Genomic DNA, 15,627 nt, shown 5'->3' on the forward strand with positions numbered 1-15,627 from the left:
CGAGTTCGGTCACGCGGGCTCGCCGTGCGGAACCGGCGAACTCGCGTGATCAGAGGCGTAACTCGCGTGATCGGGGGCGTAACTCGCGTGATCGGGGGCGTAACTCGCGTGATCAGGGGCGTAACTCGCGTGATCGGGGGCGTAACTCACGATCCGCCGGTCGGGATCGGGTCGTCGTACTCCCCCGAAGGACCCGAGTGCTGCTTCCCGTCGGGGTAGGGCCAAGGGTTCGGGACGCAACCGTGCAGGCCGAGCGTCTGCTGCTGCATCACCGGCGCGAGCGCGCCCGGCACGGGGCATTTCTCGTGACCGCGCCCGAGCCGGTGCCCGACCTCGTGCGTGACCATGTACTGCCGATAGACCGTCAGCGGCGCGCCGTAACCGGGCACGCCGTTCGCCCAGCGCGCGACGTTGAGCACGACGTCGTCCCCGTTGCGGCACGAGGTGTAGCCGTCGGGCCTGCCGCACAGCACGTCCCGGGTCCCCGGCGTGGCGAGGTGGATCGTGAAATCGGCCGGACCGTCCGGGCCGACCCGCTGTAGCCGCCATCGCCCGCCGGCGGTCCAGCCGCGCGGATCCGCCAAAGTGAGCTCGACCGTCTTGGTGAAGCCGTCGACGCTCACGCCCGCGATATCGGCTTCGACGGCGAGGCGATACCGCAGCAGCCTTCCGGACTGCCCGGCGACCGAGCCTTCGCCGAGCGGGAACAGCCACCGTCCGGATCCCGCCCGCGGGTAGGTGATTTCGGCGGACGGCGGCGCCAGCACCGGCTTCGGCGCGGAGGACGACGTCGTCGTCGAGGGAACGACGACCGGTGTCACGACGGGAGGGGCGACCGCATGGGTTTCGCAGCCGGCCGCCACCAAGGCGCACACGGCGAGAGCCACTGCCCGGCGCGCGGTCATCGGTCCTCCCGGAGATCTGCGGTCACATCCAGGAGTACGAGCAGGCGTCTGGGGAGGTTGTGGGACCGCGCGCGCAACCTTTCGGCGCGCCCACCCGTATCGTTCTCGGTCATGGGCGAGGAGGTCGGCGGACGACTACGGCGACTCCGCGCCGAACGCGGCCTCACCCAGCGCGAACTCGCCGAACCGCACTACACCGCCGCGTACGTGTCGTCCGTCGAGACGGGCGCGCGGACACCCTCCGGTGACGCGGTACGCCACTTCGCCGCGCGGCTCGGCGTGGACACCGGCGAACTGCTCGGCGTGACGTCGCCCCGCGACGACGTCCGGCTCGATCTGGACATCGCGGCCGCCGCGGCGGACTTCCTGGCGGGGAACGGTTCGGCACCGAAGATGCGGCGGCTGGCCCGGCGGGCCGAGAAGATCGGCCGCGGCCGCCAGGCCGGACTCGCCTGGCTGTGGCTCGCGCGGTTCACCGACGGCGACTCCAGGGCGCGATCGGTGACCGCCGCCGAGGCCGCGCTCGCCGACGACATCCCGCCGTACCGCGAGCTGGCCGCCGCATTGCGGGCGAACGTCCTGATCGACCGGGGCGAGCCGCATCACGCGATGCACCTGCTCCGGACGGCGCTCGACGCGAGCCTCGACCGTCATCCGCATCCGGTGCTGCTCCTGACCCTGCACGCGTACCTCGCCGACGGGCAGCTCCGCCTCGGCGAGAACGCCCTGGCCGCGCATCACGCGGGAGAGGCACTTCGGCTCGCTCGCGGCGGCGAGGAGATCCTGGCCGAGCTCGCCGAGAACCAGCGACGGCTGGCCGAGTCCTATCTCGGCGACGGACGGCTGGCCGACGCCGTCGCCGCCGTGTCGGCACTGCACGACCTGCTCCACGAACGCGCACTGCGGCCCGTGCTGGCGCGGTGTCTGTTCGCGCGGGCGCTGCACCGGCGCGCCGACGACCTCGAAGGGGCTCTCGCCGACCTTCGCGCGTCACGCGCGGCCGCGCCCGATCACGCGGTCACGCTGGAGCTCGCCGACGTCTGCCGCGAACTCGGTCGCCTCGACGACGCCGCCGCGCTACTGTCCGAAGCGACCGAAGCCATCCCCGAGGACTCGCCGCTGTCCGCTTCACTCACGTTCCAGCAGGGCTCGCTGGCCCTGGCCCGTGGAGACCTCGAAGCAGCCGAAGCAGGCTTCGCGCATGCCATCGACGTAGCCGCCCTCCACGACACTCGCGGCGTCCTGGCCGCTTCGATCGACAAAGCGGGAGAGCTCCTTCGCGATCAGGGGCGCTTCGAAGAGGCCGCGGACCTGCTGCGGCATGGACTGCTCCTCCTCGGAGCCGAGGAGGACGTTTCCCAGTGACCGAAGTGGACTTGGAAGACATCAGTGCGCGTTTGGTGAACCGGTTCGGTGCCGACGCCGACGGATGGCTCGCCGGGGTCCCCGCCCTCGCCGCGCGGCTGGCCGCCCGATGGGACTTCGAGCTCGGCGAACTGTTCGAAAGCGGGGCTTCGTCCGTCGTCCTGCGCTGCCGATGGTCCGACGGGACACCGGCGGTGCTCAAACTCAGCCCGGACGGCGCGCTGCTGACCAGACAGCTCGAAATGCTGCGGGTGTTCGCGCCCTCGGGCCGGTTGCCCGCCGTCCTCGCCGCCGACCCGGACGCCGGCGCGATGGTGCTGGAAGAGATCCGGCCGGGCACCCCGGCCGAGGACCTGCCGTCGTCGGCCCTGCCGGGACAGTGGGGAGAACTGCTCACCGCGCTGCATTCCGTCGCCCCGCCCGCGGACTGGCCGTGGAGCCTGCGCGGCCGGTTCGAGGAGTCGTTCGACCGGATCGGCAAGCGGATCGCCGAACCGGCCATCGCCGCCAGGATCGGCCCGGGCACTTGGCAGCGGGCGATCGAGCGCTGCGACAAGCTGCTGGACACGCAGACTGGAGTCGTGTTGCTCCACGGCGATCTGCATCTCGGCAACGCCTTGGACGGCGGATCGCGCGGGCTGATCGCGATCGATCCGAAGGCGTGCGTGGGTGATCCGTGCTTCGACGCCGTCGACTACGTGGTGAGCGGCGCCGGGCACGAAGGCGTCGAGGCCCGTTGCCGTTCGGTGGCGGACGCGTGCGGGCTCGACGAGGAAAGGTTGTACGCCTGGAGCCGCGTGGTCGCGCCCATGTTCGCCATCTCGCATTTGACTTACGGCGGCCCGGAGCAGGCTCTCGTCGAATGGCTCGCCCTGGCTAGCTGAGGAATTCGCGCAGCACCGCGGCGACCTGCCGGATCTCGCCCGCGCGCACGTTTTCCTGCCGGGTGTGCGCCAGTGTCGGGTCGCCAGGCCCGAAGTTCACCGCCGGAATCCCGAGAGCCGCGAAGCGCGCGACGTCGGTCCAGCCCAGCTTCGCGACCGCCTTGCCCCCGGCCGCGGCGACCAGTTCGGCCGCGGCGGGAGCGCTCAACCCGGGCAGCGCGCCAGGCGACAAGTCGACAATCTTGACGTCGTAACCCTCGAAGACCTCGCGAAGGTGCGCCTCGGCTTGTTCGGCGCTCCTGTCGGGCGCGAACCGGTGGTTGATCGTGAGCACGGCTTCGTCCGGGACGACGTTGCCCGCGACACCGCCGCCGATCTTCGTGGCCTGCAAGCCTTCGCGGTAGGTCAGACCGTCGATTTCGACCACGCGCGGCGTGTACTCGGCCAGCCTGCGCAGCGGCTCGGCGAGACCGTGGATCGCGTTGACGCCCATCCAGCCGCGCGCGGTGTGCGCCCGGACGCCGTCGACGCGGATCTCGATCCGCATCGTGCCCTGGCAACCGCCCTCGATCCCGCCGTTCGACGGCTCACCAAGGATGGCGAGGTCGGCCCGCAGCCACTCGGGCAGCTCGCGCTCGATGCGGCCGAGACCGTTCTTCGTCGCTTCGATCTCTTCGCAGTCGTAGAACACGAAGGTGATGTCGTGCCTCGGCTCCCGGAGCGCGGCGGCGAGGTGCAGGAAGACGGCGTCGCCGCTCTTCATGTCGACGGTGCCGAGACCGTGCAGGATCTCGTCGTCACCGGTCCCCTCGCGGCGCACGGGCAGGTTCTCGTTGACCGGAACGGTGTCGAGATGCCCGGCCAGCAGAACCCGCGACGGACGACCGAGGTTCGTGCGCGCGAGGACCGCGTCACCGTTGCGGATCACCTCGAGATGCGGCGCCTGCGCCTGGAGCGCGGCCTGCACGGTGTCCGCGATCACCTTCTCCTCCTCCGAGACGCTGAAGATGTCCACCAGCGCGGCGGTGAGGTCGACGGGATCGGCGTGCAAGTCGAGCGAAGGCATGCCCGCACCGTACCGCCGGGAGCCCGGGACTACCGTGAAGGAGTGCGCATGCGAACGATCTTGGTCGCCCTCCTCCTGGTGCTCAGCGGGTGCGGATCGAGCGAAGTCCCGGTGAAGGTCCGGCCGACCCAGAGCACCGGGCCGGACGTGTTGCCGATCAAGCTCAAGGCGCTGACCACCGATCAGTGCTATGTCGGGCCGGGGACCGAATCGCCCAAGGGCTGCCAGAAGTACGTGACCGAACTCTTCAGCGCCGCGGGCACCATCCGCAAACGCCGCCCGGACCTGGCGTCGCACGCCGACGCGCTGGAGCGCCCGATCGCCGCCTTCCGCGCCGCGAACTGCCAGGACCAGGTGGCCCCCGGCGGCCCGTGCGGCCAAGCGCTCGGCGACATGGCGACGGCGCTGACCAGTGTGAAGAGCCTCGTCGACGGCTGAGGCCGGTCACTGGGTTACCGTTCAGGTCGTGAGCGAGCAGACCCCTGACCCCGAAACGACCGGCGCCACCGGCGTCGGATTGGCCACCGTCACGACCGACGGCACGGTACTGGACACCTGGTTCCCGCTGCCCAAGCTGACCGACGGCACCGACAGCGAGGCCGGCACGGTGCGGCTGACCGCCGAGGAGGCCTCCGAAGCCCTCGGCGAGGCCGCGGCAGCCCAGCTCGGCCCGGACACCGATCGCGGTGTCGAGGTCGTCGCGGTCCGCACCACCATCGCCCGGCTCGCCGACGCCCCCGGCGACACGCACGACGTCTACCTGCGGCTTCACCTGCTGTCGCACCGGCTGATCCGGCCGCACGGCGCGAGCCTCGACGGCATCTTCGGCCTGCTGGCGAACGTCGTGTGGACCAACCACGGGCCGTGCCCCGTCGAGGGCTTCGAGGCGACCCGGCTCCGGCTGCGGGCGCGCGGCAACGTCACCGTCTACGGCGTGGACAAGTTCCCGCGGATGGTGGACTACGTAGTGCCCGCCGGCGTCCGCATCGCCGACGCCGACCGCGCCCGGCTCGGAGCGCACCTGGCCACCGGCACCACGGTCATGCACGAGGGCTTCATCAACTTCAACGCCGGCACGCTCGGCGCCTCCATGGTCGAAGGCCGGATCTCGGCGGGCGTCGTGGTCGGCGACGGCTCCGACGTCGGCGGTGGCGCGTCGATCATGGGCACGCTGTCCGGTGGCGGCAAGGAGACCATCTCGATCGGCGAGCGCTGCCTGATCGGCGCGAACGGCGGCGTCGGCATCTCGCTCGGCGACGACTCGGTCGTCGAAGCGGGCCTGTACGTCACGGCCGGTACGAAGGTGACCTTCGAGGGCAAGGTCGTGAAGGCGCTGGAGCTGTCCGGCATCTCGGGCGCGGTGTTCCGGCGGAACTCCGCGACCGGCGCCGTGGAGGTCGTCGCGCGCACCGGCGTCGGCATCGAGCTGAACGCGGCCCTGCACGCCAACTGACCTGCGGAAAGAGAGCAAGGGACCTTTGCTACCGCGCGGGCAGGGGTGTGTGGAGATAGAGACGTTGACTGTCCCTATTTCCACATACCCCTCACCCTGCGTAGCGACGCTGACTGACAGTGTGGACTTGGGACGCTAGACGTCCCGGTCCGCTTCGCGCGCGGGAGCAAGGGACCTTTGCTACCGCCTGGGTCCCTCGGGTGTCGCGAAAGCCACTTTCGCGACGCCTGATGTCCCGAAAGTGGCTTTCGCGACATCCTCGGCGGCACCAAAAGTGAGCAAGGGACCTTTGCTACCACTCTCCCCCGGAGGGCGGTAGCAAAGGTCCCTTGCTTCTCTCACGGCCTGGACCACCTTGCCGGTTCACCTAGAATTCATCTTGTGACAGCCGAGACCCTGCCGCGCAAGAACGCCCCTTCGACCACTCCGGCCGCGCTCGGGCTCGGCGACCGTCCCGCGAAAGCCGGGCCGGGCGATCCGGCGGCCACCCACGTCCGGGTCAAACTCGACGTCGAGATCCGCGCGCTCCTCACGCACGAACCGGGCACCAAATCCGGCGCCGACCCCGAGGATCTGCATCAGATGCGGGTCGCGCTGCGCCGTATGCGGAGCGTCCTCAAGCTCTCGGGCCGCCTCGTCGGCCCCGACGCCGAGGCGGTGCGCGCCGAGCTCGGCTGGCTCGGCCAAAGCCTTGGCGACGTCCGCGACTACGACGTCCTGATCGGGCATCTCCGCGAGGTCGTCGCCGATTTCGAGGTGCGCGACCAGCCTGCCGCGCGCCGTCTGGTGTCGAAGTTCGTCACTGAGCGCGGCGTCGCGAAGCGGCGGCTCACCCGCGCGCTCGCCAGCCCCCGGTATGCCTCGCTGCTGCAGGACATCGGCCGCCTCGCCCGGCAGCCCGCCACCGAAGAAGACGTCGAAAGTCACCACACCTCTGCCGACCTCGTCGCCGGGCTGGCGAAGCCGCATCGAAAGCTCGCGAAGGCCGTGAAGGCCCTTCCCGCCGATCCCCCGGACGACGACCTTCACGCGCTTCGTATCTACGGCAAGAAACTCCGCTACGCCGCCGAGATGGCCAAGCCCGCCGCGAAGAAGAAGCAGGCGGAGCGGATCCAGCGGCTGATCAAGGCCACGAAGAACTTCCAGACCGTCCTCGGGGACCACCAGGACGCCTGTGTCGCCGCCGACCGGATGCGCGGCGTCGTGTCCTCCGTCGACGCGGAGGTCGCCTTCATCGCCGGCCGGATCGCGGAGAAGGAACTGCTGCGCCGCGCCGAAGCCCGTGCCGCGTGGCGCGACGTCTGGGCCGAAGTCGACCAGGCCGCTCAGGCGGTGAGCGCGCGGATGTAGCCGTCCGGGCGGATCAGCACCTGCCGCCCGTTTCCGGCTTCATACGCGGCGAAGGCGTGCCCGCCGACGTCCTCGAAATCCGCGTCGGACAGCGCGCTGCCCGCGGGCAGGATCCGCCGCGCGCCTTCGGGCGCCGGACCGTCACCGAACACCAGCACCGTCGCCTGCGGGCCGCGCAGCAGCTCGAACAGCCGGACGGACTTGCCGTTCGCGTCCTTCAGCGGCGCGTCCGGCGCCCGATCGCCGGGCCGGATCCGGCCGGTCGCCGCGGGTGCGAGCGGGCCGCCGCGATACCCGATGTCGAGCTGACGCGTGTTCTCCCCACGGTCGTGCGCGTCGTCCGCGCCTTCCTTGTACTTCTCGAGGATCTCGGTGCTGATCTTCAACACCCGGGCGGCGACCCCGCGCCGTTCGGGCTCGTAGCTGTCGAGCAGCTCCGGTGAACCGTCGGCGAGCTTCCAGCCCAGGTTGTACGCGTCCTGGACGCCGGTGTTGAGCCCCTGCCCTCCGGTCGGCGGATGGACGTGCGCGGCGTCGCCCGCGAGGAACACCCGGCCCTCCCGGAACCGCTCGGCGAGCCGGATGTTGGGCCGCCACACCGTCGACCAGGCGAGATCGTGCAGCCGGACCCCGCCGCCGGACAGCTCGTCGAGCCGGGCCTGCAACGTGCCGAGCGACGCCTCGACCTCCTCTTCGCCCAGCGGCGCGGCGAACTGGAAGTGCGGTACGCCGGGCAGCGGCGTGAGCCCGATCCCCGACATCGGGTCTTCGGGCTTCGCGAACCAATGCCCGTACGCGCGATCGAGCCCCTCGGCCTGGACATCGCCGAGCAGCATGCGGATCGATTCGTCGGTGGTGCCCTCGAACGCGATCCCCAGCGCCTTGCGCACGAAACTCTTCCCGCCGTCGGCGCCGACGAGGTAGCCGACCCGCAAGCGCTCGCCCGGCAGTTCGACCGTCACGCCGCCTGCGTCCTGCTCAAAGCCGAGCAACGGCGTGCCGAGCTCGACCTGGACGCCGAATTCGGCGAGCCGGTCGCGCAGGATTCCTTCGGTCCGCGACTGGCCGAGGAAGAACCCGTTCGGATACGGCACGTCCGGAGTCGGCTCGACGAGTTCAGCCATCATCCGTTCTCCGACGACCTCGCCGCCGAGGTGGATCCGTATCGGCACGGGTAACTGGCCGACGGCCAGCACCGCGTCCAGCACGCCGAGATCCTCGAAGACCTCCAGCGTGCGCGGTTGGAGCCCGTCGCCGCGCGAGCCCTCGAAGAACGTCTCGGCCCTCTCCACGATCCGCACGCCGACGCCGCGGCGCGCGAGATCGATGGCAAGCGTGAGCCCGGTCGGACCGGCTCCCGCGATCAGTACCTCGGCCATCCCGCCTCCAGTGAATTGGAATTCAGTGAATCTCGATTCAGTTTGACCGTTGCTAGCCTTCCGTGTCAAGGAGGTGCCGATGACGGCGACGAGCCGCAAGGAGAAGGCGGCGGAAACCGAAGCCGCGCTCAAGGAGGCGGCGAAGCGCGTTTTCGCGGCGAAGGGGTACCTGAACACCAAGATCACCGACATCACGGCGGAGGCCGGACGCGCGGCGGGTTCGTTCTACAACCACTTCTCGAGCAAGGAAGAACTGCTCGAAGCGCTCCTCGAAGACCTAGCGGCGGAGAGCGACGTCAACGCGGCTTCACCGGAGCACATGCCCGACTTCAGCGACCCGCAAGCCGTGCACTGGCACGTCTGCGAGTACTGGAACTTCCACCGCGACAACGCCGCGACGATGCTCGCGCTGCGCCAGGCCGCGATGGTCAGCGACGAGTTCGCACGCACCTACGCGCGCTTCGGCGCCGCTCAGGCGGCGGACCTTCTCGACCACCTCCGGTACATCACCGCGGCAGGCATGGAACTCCCGGCGTCGGAGCGGGTCACGCTCGCGATGATGGCCGAACTGGTCAACGGATTCGCGCACACGTGGCTGCTGGACCCGTCGTCGGTGTCCGAGGAGGAAGCCATCGAGGCGCTGACGCGATTCATCTATCGGGGCTTCACGGGCCGCGACGTGTCCTGATCAGGAGGCGAGCCGCTCCACGGCCGCGTCGATCCGCTCGTCCGTCGCGGTCAAGGCGATCCGGACGTGCTGCCCACCGGTCGGCCCGTAGAACGTGCCCGGCGCGGCGAGGATGCCGCGATCGGCCAGCCAGTCCACAGTGTCGAGCGCGGATTCCCCGCGCGTGGACCAGAGATACAGCCCGGCCTCGGAATGCGAGATCTCGAAACCGCTGTCCAGCAACGCCTTCCGCAGCACCAGCCGGCGGCGCGCGTAGCGTTCCCGTTGCACGGCAAGCGCTTCGTCGTCCTTCAGCGCGGCGACCATGGCCTGCTGCACCGGCCGCGGCACGATCAGCCCGGAATGTTTGCGGATCTCCAGCAGCCCGGCGACGAGCTTCGGGTCACCGGTGACGAATCCGGCGCGGTAGCTGGCGAGGTTCGCGGATTTCGACAGCGAGTGGACGGCCAGCAGACCGTCGAGGGAGCCGCCGTGCACGGACGGGTGCAGGATCGACACGGGCTCGCTTTCCCAGCCCAGCGCCAGATAACACTCGTCGGAGACCACGACGACATCGCGTTCGCGCGCCCATTCGACGACCTTGCGCAGGTGGTCGGCACCGAGCACGCGCCCGGTCGGGTTGGACGGCGAGTTGATCCACAGCATCGCGGGCCGCTGCGGGCCGAGCGCGAAGGTGCTGTCCGCGCGCAGCAGGGAAGCTCCCGCCAGCAGCACGCCGACCTCGTAGGTCGGGTACGCCACCTCGGGGATCACGATGAGATCGCCGGGGCCGAACCCCAGCTGCCGCGGCAGCGAAGCGACCAGTTCCTTGGAACCGATCGTCGGCAGCACGGCCGCCTCGGGAATCCCCTCGATGCCGTGCCGCCGCGAAAGCGCCTCGATCGCGGCGGCCCGGAGCTCGGGAATCCCGTGCGTGGTCGGGTACCCCGGGATCTCCGACACGGACGCGAGCGCCGCGCGGATGCTCTCGGGGACCGGGTCCACCGGCGTGCCGATCGACAGGTCGACGAGGCCGCCGGGATGTGCCTGTGCCTTCGCCTTCGCCTCGGCGAGGGAGTCCCAGGGGAAATCGGGAAGAGCGACCCGGCTCATTCGCCCTGCGGGGGAAGAGCCTTGATGAAGGCGGGGTCGTGACTGGTCTTGCCGACCTTGGAGGCGCCACCGGGCGAGCCGAGTTCGTCGAAGAAGTCGACGTTGGCCTTGGTGTAGTCGTTCCACTCGTCGGGGACGTCGTCCTCGTAGTAGATCGCCTCGACGGGGCAGACCGGCTCGCAGGCACCGCAGTCGACGCATTCGTCCGGGTGGATGTACAGCATGCGGTCACCCTCGTAGATGCAATCCACGGGGCACTCGTCGATACACGCCTTGTCGAGCACGTCGACGCAGGGCTCGGCGATCACGTAGGTCACTGCGCACTCCTGCTTTATCTCTGCTTCACCAGTCTGCAACGGACATTACGCGCCCACGGGCGCGACCGGCCCGCTTAGGCCACCCTTAGCCGTACCCCGGGTATGGGCTTTCAGCGGTCTTTCCGGCGCGGCGGCGGAGTGGCCCTGCTGTCCCCGGTGATGACGAACTTCGGCGCGGCGGGCTTCGCCGCTTCTGTGTCCGTCTCGACGGCCTTTTCCGCGCCCAATGCCCGGTTGAAGCCGTCCGAGATCTCGCGGACGAGGTCTTCGTTGTGCCTGTCGTCCTTGCGCGCGATGCTCATCGGGGTCCCTCCACTGCCTTCCTTGGCACAATCTAACCGTGAACAGTGCGGAAATGCTCGAGCTCACCTGTAGCCGGGCTTGGACTCCCCTGCTGGAGAGCCGGATCGGTGACTGGAGGCTCCGCTGGGCGGACGGGTTCACCGCCCGGGCCAACAGTGCCCTGGCGATCGGTGACCCGGGAAAACCGCTGCCAGACGCCTTGCGGGCGGTCTGTGACTTCGCCCACGATCATGCCATCCCGCCCGTCGTTCAGGTGATCCAGAACACGTCCCTGGAGGACGCCATCGCCGCCTGCGGCTGGGTCCATTATGTGGAACACCGGCCCGCACACGAGGTCCGCGTCCTGACCGGGCCGCTCTCGCGGGAGACCTCGGCGGGAGCGGTGATTCTCGACGAGCCGACGTCCGGATGGTGGGAGCTGACGGCGGGCGGCGCGGATCCGGCGGAGGCGCCACGGCATGTCCTCGGCACCGGCAAGGTCGGCTTCGGGGTCGTGGAGCTGGACGGCGTCACGGCCGGCGCGGTGCGCGGAGCGGTCGTCGGCGAGTGGCTGCACATCGCCCGGCTGGAGGTACGGCCGGAGTTCCGGCGGCGAGGGCTGGCACGCGGGCTGATGAACGCCGTGGGCGCCTGGGGTGCCGCTCAGGGCGCGACCGGGATGGTGCTGCAGGTCGCGGTGGCGAACTCCGGCGCGCTGAAGCTGTACGAAAGCCTGGGCTGTACGGAGCACCACAGGTACCGCTACTGGGCCCCGGCTCCGGGGGCGTGCGAGGATCGCCCGTCGTGAAGGTCGTCATTTTGGTCGGCGGAGTGGGCGGGGCCCGCTTCCTGCTGGGGGTCAAACAAGCACTGGGTCTGCCCGCGACCGGTTCCGCGCCGGAATCGCCGCACGAGGTGACCGCGCTGGTGAACACCGGGGACGACGTGTGGATGCACGGTCTGCGCATCTGCCCGGATCTGGACACCTGCATGTACACCCTCGGCGGGGGGATCGACGAAGAGCGCGGCTGGGGCCACTCCGGGGAGACCTGGACGGTCAAGGAGGAGCTCGCCGCCTATGGCGCCGAGCCGACCTGGTTCGGCCTGGGTGACAAGGACATCGCGACGCATCTGATCCGTTCGCGGATGCTGCGCGCGGGCTATCCGCTCTCGCAGGTCACCGAGGCGCTGTGCGATCGCTGGCAGCCGGGTGTGCGCCTGCTGCCGATGTCGGACGACCGCGTCGAAACGCATGTCGTGATCGACGACCCGGAGGATCCGGACCAGCGCAAGGCGATCCACTTCCAGGAGTGGTGGGTGCGCTACCGCGCCGAGCCGAAGGCGCATTCGATCATCGCCGTCGGCGCCGACGAGGCCAAACCGGCGCCAGGCGTGCTCGACGCGATCGCGGCGGCCGACATCGTGCTGTTCGCGCCGTCCAATCCGGTGGTCTCGGTGGGTACGACGCTCGGCGTGCCGGGAATCCGCGACGCGCTGCGGAAGACGCGCGCCAAGGTCGTCGGGGTCTCGCCGATCATCGGCGGGAAGCCGTTGCGCGGGATGGCCGACGCGTGCCTGAGCGCGATCGGCGTGGAGACCTCGGCCGAGGCCGTCGGGCGGCATTACGGCTCCCGCAAGGAATCCGACGGCGTCCTCGACGGGTGGCTGGTCTCCGAGGGTGAGACCGTCGACGTGCCGGGGGTCGCCGTCCGCGACGTGCCCCTGCTGATGTCCGATGTGGACGCGACGGCGGCCATGGTGCGCGCCGCTTTCGATCTGGCTGGAGTTTCCGTTGAGTGACCACGCTTCGGCGAAGATCGAGATCCTGCCGGTCGAAGGCCTGCCGGAGTTCCGTCCCGGCGACGACCTGACCGGCGCGATCGTCGAGGCGGCTCCCTGGCTGCGCTCGGGCGACGTCCTGGTCGTCACCAGCAAGATCGTCTCCAAGGTCGAGGGCATGCTGATCCGCGTCCCCGCCGATCCGGAGGAGCGCGACGCCGCCCGGCGCAAGCTCGTCGAGGAGGAGTCCGTCCGGGTGATCGCGCGGATCAACCGGACGGTGATCACCGAGAACAAGCTCGGCATCGTGCAGGCCGCGTCCGGCGTGGACGCGTCGAACGTGGCCTCCGGCGAGGTCGCGCTGCTGCCGTCCGATCCGGATGCTTCCGCGCTCGCGCTCCGGAACGGGTTGCGTGAACGGCTCGGCGTCGAGGTCGCCGTCGTCGTCACCGACACGATGGGCCGCGCGTGGCGGGTCGGGCAGACCGACGCCGCGATCGGCGCTTCCGGCCTTCGGGTGCTGCATTCATACGCGGGCGAGGTCGACAGCCAGGGCAACGAACTCGCGGTCACCGAGGTGGCGATCGCCGACGAACTCGCCGCCGCGGCGGATCTGGTCAAGGGCAAGCTCGGCGGGACACCGGTCGCCGTCGTGCGCGGCCTCCAGCCGACCGACGACGGTTCGACCGCCCGCAAGCTGCTGCGCCCGGTCGAGGAGGACCTGTTCCGCCTCGGCACCAACGAATCCATCGCACAGGGCCGCCGCGAAGCCGTGCTCGCGCGGCGTTCGATCCGGTCGTTCACCGGCGAACCGGTCGATCCCGAGGTGCTCCGCCGTGCGGTCGGGACCGCGCTGACGGCGCCCGCACCGCACCACACGAAGCCGGTCCGGTTCGTGTGGCTGCGCGAGGAAGGCTTGCGCCGCAAGCTTCTCGACGCGATGAAGGCGTCGTGGCGGGCAGATCTCGAAGGCGACGACTTCACCGCCGAGCAGGTCGCGAAGCGGCTCAGCCGCGGCGACATCCTGTACAACGCGCCCGAAGTCGTGGTGCCGTTCCTCGTCGCCGAGGGTGCCCACACCTATCGCGACGAGCGCCGGAACGCTTGTGAGCACACGATGTTCACCGTCGCCGGTGGCGCGGCCGTGCAGGGTCTGCTGGTCGCGCTCGCCGCCGAAGACCTCGGCTCGTGCTGGATCGGCTCGACCATCTTCGCGGCGGACATCGTGCGCGACGTCCTCGGCTTGGACGAGCGCTGGGAACCGCTCGGTGCCGTCGCGATCGGCCATCCCGCCGCCCTTCCGCCCGCGCGCGGTTCCGTCGAACCCGGTGAAGGACTTCTCGAACTGTGACCCTGCACGACGACGTTGTGTCCACTTTGTCCGGTTGGCGACCGGCGGACGCGGCCCAGGAATCCTTACGCCAGGCCTATCTCGGCTTCCTCGCCGCCCGCGACGACGTCTGCCGCCGCGAATGCGCGGCCGGGCACATCACCGCGTCGGCCGTCCTGCTCGACGCCGACGCGGAAAACGTGCTCCTCACCCTGCATCCGCGGGTCGGCCGCTGGCTGCAGCTCGGCGGACATTGCGAACCCGGCGACGCGACGCTCGCGGACGCCGCTCTTCGTGAGGCACGCGAGGAATCCGGTATCGAGGACCTCGTGATCGACCCGGCCCCGGTGCACCTCGACGTCCACCCGATCACGTGCTCGCTCGGCGTGCCGACCCGGCATTTCGACGTGCGTTTCGTGGTGCGCGCACCACGCGGAGCGCAACCGGTCCAAAGCGACGAATCGGACGATCTTCGGTGGTGGCCGGTGGATTCCCTGCCGGAAGGGTCGGAAGATCTCGCCGAACTGATGGAAGCCGCCGTGCCCGTGGCGTCCGGCCGTTAGGGTGTCGGCTGACGTCCTGAAGGGGGAATGATGCTGACGGCGCTGACGCCATATCTCGACCGGGTCCGGGTCCACAGCAGCGGCGACGGTGACGGCTTCGGCTGGTTTCTGCTGATCCTGGCGATCATCGTCATCATCATCGTGGTCGTGGTGATCATCGTGAAGGTCAATCAGGCGAAGAAACCGCCGATGACCTTCCCGCAGAACCCGAACTTCGGCGGTGGCGGCCCGGCCCCCGGCTTCCCGCCGCCTCCCCCGCNGGTGGCCCCGCCCCGCAGGGCAACTGGCAGCAGCCCGGTTTCCCGCCGCCTCAGCCCGGTTACGGCCAGGCGCCCGGGTTCCCGCCCCCGCCGGCCCCGGCTCCCACCGGTTTCGCCCCCGCTCCGGCGGGTTTCGCGCCGCCGGCGCCCAACCCGTTCGCCGCGGCTCAGCCGCCCATGCCCGGTTTCCCGCAGGCCGGGCCGCCGATCGACGGCAGCGCGGACCGCACGCAGGTGGTGTCCCCGCAGCAGCAGGCGGCCGCGGGTGCCGACCGCACCCAGGTGGTCTCCCCCGCCGTCGCCGACCACACGCAGGTCGTCTCGCCGGTCGCGGACCGCACCCAGGTCGTGTCGCCCGCGGGCGGCGACCGGACGCAGGTCGTGCCCGGTGGCGGCGGTGACGCCACCCAGGTCGTCCCCGGTGGCGGCGGAGACCGGACCCAGGTCGTCCCGCCCCGTCAGTAGTCCGACCGTCCGCGAAGGGAGAAACCGCATGGTCAGGGTCGACCCGAACTCCTCGGTCCCGCCCTTCGAGCAGGTCCGCACCGCCTACGCGGAGCGGATCAACGACGGCACCTTGCCCGTCGGAGCCAAACTCCCGACCGTGCGGAAGCTCGCCGAAGACCTCGGCATCGCCCCGAACACGGTCGCCAAGGCCTACCGCGAGCTGGAAGAGGCAGGGCTGATCGAGACCCGCGGCCGGGCCGGTACGTTCGTCAGCGCCGTCGGCGACGAAAGCCGCGAACGCGCGAGGCAGGCGGCAGCCGACTACGCCGCGCTGACGAAAAAGCTGGGTCTCGGCCGCGACGAGGCCAAGGCGATCGTCGACGCCGCGCTGGGCTGACCGCCCTCCGCGGAAACGAGCTGCTTGTTCCTGAAGCCCGACCGGCCGCCACAGGGCTGTTGCCCGGATC

General features: G+C 70.3%; 18 protein-coding genes. 12 read left to right on the forward strand and 6 right to left on the reverse strand.

The window, feature by feature from the left end; genetic code table 11:
- Positions 1-146: 146 nt before the first annotated feature.
- Complete coding sequence (locus ACXIZN_RS28120; protein ID WP_457957979.1) at positions 147-905, reverse strand: DUF3152 domain-containing protein; 759 nt, start codon at positions 903-905, stop codon at positions 147-149.
- 111 nt (positions 906-1,016) lie between these two features.
- Between ACXIZN_RS28120 and ACXIZN_RS28125 the strand changes: the two genes are divergently transcribed.
- Positions 1,017-2,270 (forward strand): helix-turn-helix domain-containing protein, encoded by a 1,254-nt coding sequence (locus ACXIZN_RS28125; RefSeq protein WP_457957980.1) that lies wholly within the window; start codon positions 1,017-1,019, stop codon positions 2,268-2,270.
- Positions 2,267-3,154: an aminoglycoside phosphotransferase family protein gene (locus ACXIZN_RS28130; protein WP_457957982.1), complete on the forward strand. Its 888-nt coding sequence runs from the start codon at positions 2,267-2,269 to the stop codon at positions 3,152-3,154. Before ACXIZN_RS28125 ends, ACXIZN_RS28130 begins: the two co-directional genes overlap by 4 nt.
- Here ACXIZN_RS28130 and dapE read toward each other — a convergent pair.
- Positions 3,147-4,220, reverse strand: coding sequence for a succinyl-diaminopimelate desuccinylase (dapE, locus tag ACXIZN_RS28135; RefSeq protein WP_457957984.1), 1,074 nt, complete (start codon positions 4,218-4,220; stop codon positions 3,147-3,149). The genes ACXIZN_RS28130 and dapE overlap by 8 nt on opposite strands.
- A gap of 48 nt (positions 4,221-4,268) precedes the next feature.
- Here dapE and ACXIZN_RS28140 point away from each other — a divergent pair, with 48 nt between their 5' ends.
- The 3 genes from ACXIZN_RS28140 (at position 4,269) to ACXIZN_RS28150 (ending at position 7,023) form a co-directional block, all read left to right on the forward strand.
- Complete coding sequence (locus ACXIZN_RS28140) at positions 4,269-4,658, forward strand: hypothetical protein (RefSeq protein WP_457957986.1); 390 nt, start codon at positions 4,269-4,271, stop codon at positions 4,656-4,658.
- 28 nt (positions 4,659-4,686) lie between these two features.
- Positions 4,687-5,673, forward strand: a complete 987-nt coding sequence (gene dapD, locus ACXIZN_RS28145; RefSeq protein WP_457957988.1) for a 2,3,4,5-tetrahydropyridine-2,6-dicarboxylate N-succinyltransferase — start codon at positions 4,687-4,689, stop codon at positions 5,671-5,673.
- A gap of 381 nt (positions 5,674-6,054) precedes the next feature.
- Positions 6,055-7,023, forward strand: a complete 969-nt coding sequence (locus tag ACXIZN_RS28150) for a CHAD domain-containing protein (protein WP_457957989.1) — start codon at positions 6,055-6,057, stop codon at positions 7,021-7,023.
- On the opposite strand, the gene ACXIZN_RS28155 is transcribed toward ACXIZN_RS28150, so the two are convergent.
- The gene (locus ACXIZN_RS28155) at positions 6,999-8,402 is read right to left on the reverse strand and encodes an FAD-dependent monooxygenase (protein WP_457957991.1); all 1,404 of its coding nucleotides are present in this window, start codon (positions 8,400-8,402) and stop codon (positions 6,999-7,001) included. The genes ACXIZN_RS28150 and ACXIZN_RS28155 overlap by 25 nt on opposite strands.
- 79 nt (positions 8,403-8,481) lie before the next feature.
- On the opposite strand from ACXIZN_RS28155, the gene ACXIZN_RS28160 reads away from it, so the two are divergent.
- Positions 8,482-9,090 carry a TetR/AcrR family transcriptional regulator gene (locus ACXIZN_RS28160; RefSeq protein WP_457957993.1) on the forward strand — a complete coding sequence of 203 codons (609 nt, stop codon included), beginning with the start codon at positions 8,482-8,484 and terminating at the stop codon, positions 9,088-9,090.
- On the opposite strand, the gene dapC is transcribed toward ACXIZN_RS28160, so the two are convergent.
- From dapC to ACXIZN_RS28175, 3 genes are all read right to left on the reverse strand, one after another.
- Positions 9,091-10,182 (reverse strand): succinyldiaminopimelate transaminase, encoded by a 1,092-nt coding sequence (dapC, locus tag ACXIZN_RS28165; protein ID WP_457957994.1) that lies wholly within the window; start codon positions 10,180-10,182, stop codon positions 9,091-9,093. It lies immediately after the preceding gene.
- Positions 10,179-10,499, reverse strand: a complete 321-nt coding sequence (fdxA, locus tag ACXIZN_RS28170; RefSeq protein ID WP_016331413.1) for a ferredoxin — start codon at positions 10,497-10,499, stop codon at positions 10,179-10,181. Before fdxA ends, dapC begins: the two co-directional genes overlap by 4 nt.
- A gap of 110 nt (positions 10,500-10,609) precedes the next feature.
- Positions 10,610-10,801, reverse strand: a complete 192-nt coding sequence (locus ACXIZN_RS28175) for a hypothetical protein (protein ID WP_192746619.1) — start codon at positions 10,799-10,801, stop codon at positions 10,610-10,612.
- 53 nt (positions 10,802-10,854) lie between these two features.
- On the opposite strand from ACXIZN_RS28175, the gene ACXIZN_RS28180 reads away from it, so the two are divergent.
- The 6 genes from ACXIZN_RS28180 to ACXIZN_RS28205 all read left to right on the forward strand — a co-directional run bounded on the left by ACXIZN_RS28180 (position 10,855) and on the right by ACXIZN_RS28205 (position 15,557).
- Positions 10,855-11,589, forward strand: coding sequence for a GNAT family N-acetyltransferase (locus ACXIZN_RS28180; RefSeq protein ID WP_457960615.1), 735 nt, complete (start codon positions 10,855-10,857; stop codon positions 11,587-11,589).
- Complete coding sequence (gene cofD / locus ACXIZN_RS28185; RefSeq protein WP_457957995.1) at positions 11,586-12,581, forward strand: 2-phospho-L-lactate transferase; 996 nt, start codon at positions 11,586-11,588, stop codon at positions 12,579-12,581. Before ACXIZN_RS28180 ends, cofD begins: the two co-directional genes overlap by 4 nt.
- On the forward strand, positions 12,517-13,911 hold the full coding sequence (locus tag ACXIZN_RS28190) for a coenzyme F420-0:L-glutamate ligase (protein ID WP_457957996.1): 1,395 nt from the start codon (positions 12,517-12,519) through the stop codon (positions 13,909-13,911). The genes cofD and ACXIZN_RS28190 overlap by 65 nt, the downstream gene beginning before the upstream one ends.
- Positions 13,908-14,453, forward strand: coding sequence for an NUDIX hydrolase (locus ACXIZN_RS28195; RefSeq protein WP_457957998.1), 546 nt, complete (start codon positions 13,908-13,910; stop codon positions 14,451-14,453). The genes ACXIZN_RS28190 and ACXIZN_RS28195 overlap by 4 nt, the downstream gene beginning before the upstream one ends.
- Before the next feature lie 437 nt (positions 14,454-14,890).
- The gene (locus ACXIZN_RS28200; protein WP_457958000.1) at positions 14,891-15,178 is read left to right on the forward strand and encodes a hypothetical protein; all 288 of its coding nucleotides are present in this window, start codon (positions 14,891-14,893) and stop codon (positions 15,176-15,178) included.
- Positions 15,179-15,206: 28 nt separating this feature from the next.
- Entirely contained in the window at positions 15,207-15,557 is a 351-nt protein-coding gene (locus ACXIZN_RS28205; protein ID WP_192746624.1) for a GntR family transcriptional regulator, read from the forward strand.
- Positions 15,558-15,627: the final 70 nt, after the last annotated feature.

Source organism: Amycolatopsis sp. TRM77291 (genome assembly GCF_054166285.1).

Bases quoted from the DNA above. Each gene is read 5' to 3' on its own strand.
- ACXIZN_RS28120 (WP_457957979.1), bottom strand. From the start codon at position 905: ATGACCGCGCGCCGGGCAGTGGCTCTCGCCGTGTGCGCCTTGGTGGCG.
- ACXIZN_RS28125 (WP_457957980.1), top strand. From the start codon at position 1,017: ATGGGCGAGGAGGTCGGCGGACGACTACGGCGACTCCGCGCCGAACGC.
- dapE (WP_457957984.1), bottom strand. From the start codon at position 4,220: ATGCCTTCGCTCGACTTGCACGCCGATCCCGTCGACCTCACCGCCGCG.
- ACXIZN_RS28140 (WP_457957986.1), top strand. From the start codon at position 4,269: ATGCGAACGATCTTGGTCGCCCTCCTCCTGGTGCTCAGCGGGTGCGGA.
- ACXIZN_RS28155 (WP_457957991.1), bottom strand. From the start codon at position 8,402: ATGGCCGAGGTACTGATCGCGGGAGCCGGTCCGACCGGGCTCACGCTT.
- ACXIZN_RS28160 (WP_457957993.1), top strand. From the start codon at position 8,482: ATGACGGCGACGAGCCGCAAGGAGAAGGCGGCGGAAACCGAAGCCGCG.
- dapC (WP_457957994.1), bottom strand. From the start codon at position 10,182: ATGAGCCGGGTCGCTCTTCCCGATTTCCCCTGGGACTCCCTCGCCGAG.
- ACXIZN_RS28175 (WP_192746619.1), bottom strand. From the start codon at position 10,801: ATGAGCATCGCGCGCAAGGACGACAGGCACAACGAAGACCTCGTCCGC.
- ACXIZN_RS28180 (WP_457960615.1), top strand. From the start codon at position 10,855: ATGCTCGAGCTCACCTGTAGCCGGGCTTGGACTCCCCTGCTGGAGAGC.
- ACXIZN_RS28190 (WP_457957996.1), top strand. From the start codon at position 12,517: ATGTGGACGCGACGGCGGCCATGGTGCGCGCCGCTTTCGATCTGGCTG.
- ACXIZN_RS28200 (WP_457958000.1), top strand. From the start codon at position 14,891: ATGCCCGGTTTCCCGCAGGCCGGGCCGCCGATCGACGGCAGCGCGGAC.
- ACXIZN_RS28205 (WP_192746624.1), top strand. From the start codon at position 15,207: ATGGTCAGGGTCGACCCGAACTCCTCGGTCCCGCCCTTCGAGCAGGTC.